The organism is Paenibacillus marinisediminis, from assembly GCF_054343325.1.
In genome coordinates, this window is the sequence record NZ_JBTGUH010000023.1 from 1 (window position 1) to 1,470 (window position 1,470).

Annotated in this window: 9 tRNA genes and 1 rRNA gene; all 10 read right to left on the minus strand. The window is 48.4% G+C overall.

Annotation, left to right across the window (positions count from 1 at the left end):
- Positions 1-34: 34 nt before the first annotated feature.
- Positions 35-109 (minus strand) — tRNA-Gly (locus ACXX53_RS22965).
- A 498-nt stretch (positions 110-607) separates the two neighbouring features.
- A tRNA-Leu gene (locus tag ACXX53_RS22970) sits at positions 608-691 on the minus strand.
- A gap of 16 nt (positions 692-707) precedes the next feature.
- Positions 708-783 (minus strand) — tRNA-Lys (locus ACXX53_RS22975).
- Between the two features lie 7 nt (positions 784-790).
- A tRNA-Gln gene (locus ACXX53_RS22980) sits at positions 791-865 on the minus strand.
- A gap of 11 nt (positions 866-876) precedes the next feature.
- Positions 877-952 (minus strand) — tRNA-Thr (locus tag ACXX53_RS22985).
- 6 nt (positions 953-958) lie between these two features.
- Positions 959-1,034, minus strand: a tRNA-Val gene (locus ACXX53_RS22990).
- Positions 1,035-1,038: 4 nt separating this feature from the next.
- Positions 1,039-1,113, minus strand: a tRNA-Glu gene (locus ACXX53_RS22995).
- Positions 1,114-1,147: 34 nt separating this feature from the next.
- Positions 1,148-1,223 (minus strand) — tRNA-Thr (locus ACXX53_RS23000).
- A gap of 5 nt (positions 1,224-1,228) precedes the next feature.
- Positions 1,229-1,304 (minus strand) — tRNA-Asn (locus ACXX53_RS23005).
- A gap of 55 nt (positions 1,305-1,359) precedes the next feature.
- A 5S ribosomal RNA gene (gene rrf, locus ACXX53_RS23010) occupies positions 1,360-1,470 on the minus strand; the annotation flags it as partial.

Sequence of the window (1,470 nt, forward strand, 5' to 3'; positions counted from 1 at the left end):
ACGCTCTATCCAGCTGAGCTAAAGGCACATATTCTGGAGCGGACAACGGGATTCGAACCCGCGACCCTCGCCTTGGCAAGGCGATACTCTACCACTGAGCTATGTCCGCATTTCTTAATTTCAAACTTCTTAAAGCAGAAGCGACAAGAAATAATATATCATAAAGTACAAGCTTCCGCAAGCATTTATCTCGATTATTCACCTTGAAATGTTTTCCTATAACTATTCAGGCATCCGGTGCGCCATTTAGGTTCTTCCATCGTACTGAGCATTAGCCTGTATACACTATCTAAGTAGCCATACAAGCTCTCCTTTTCCCTCTCGTACGTTAAAAGGTCACTACATATTGGTGGTACATGCACAGTCCATTTAGATCCATCCTAGAGCATTACTAGGACGTATCTATCCCTTACAGAAAAGAAGTCAGATCGCCACGCACCCCTATAACCACTGTAGATATAGCCTCTTAACAAACCAGGAGATACCCAGCAGCTCTATCTCGAACATGGATCGCACATCCAACTAACTGAACAATTTGCTTACATTTGAAATAAAGGCAAGAACAAAAAAACACTTACTCAATAAGTAAGTGTGTCATAATCGATTATGGTGCGCGTGGAGGGACTTGAACCCCCACGGGAAACCCGCTAGATCCTAAGTCTAGTGCGTCTGCCAATTCCGCCACACGCGCACGATAAAAGTAATACTGGTGAGCCATGAAGGACTCGAACCTTCGACACCCTGATTAAAAGTCAGGTGCTCTACCAACTGAGCTAATGGCTCTCACAAATGGCTGGGGATATAGGATTCGAACCTATGCATGACGGAGTCAAAGTCCGTTGCCTTACCGCTTGGCTAATCCCCATTAGGTGAAAATGGTGCCGGCGAAAGGAGTCGAACCCTCGACCTACTGATTACAAGTCAGCCGCTCTACCAACTGAGCTACACCGGCATATGATGGTGGACGCTGACGGGATCGAACCGCCGACCCTCTGCTTGTAAGGCAGATGCTCTCCCAGCTGAGCTAAGCGTCCATAATGGTGACCCGTAGGGGATTCGAACCCCTGTTACCTCCGTGAAAGGGAGGTGTCTTAACCCCTTGACCAACGGGCCGCATATAAAATGCAGTATTCAATGTTATAATCTGTGGAGCTCTCAACCGGGATCGAACCGGTGACCTCATCCTTACCATGGATGCACTCTACCTACTGAGCTATGAGAGCAAAAGTGGCTCCCCGAACAGGACTCGAACCTGTGACAACTCGATTAACAGTCGAGTGCTCTACCAACTGAGCTATCAGGGAACGTAAACTACTCATAGGACCCGTTTAGAGATCCGACTAACACTGTAAAGTGTCGGCTTGGCGACGTCCTACTCTCCCAGGACCCTGCGGTCCAAGTACCATCGGCGATGAAGGGCTTAACGGTCGTGTTCGGGATGGGTACGCGTGGAACCCCTTCTCCATTGCC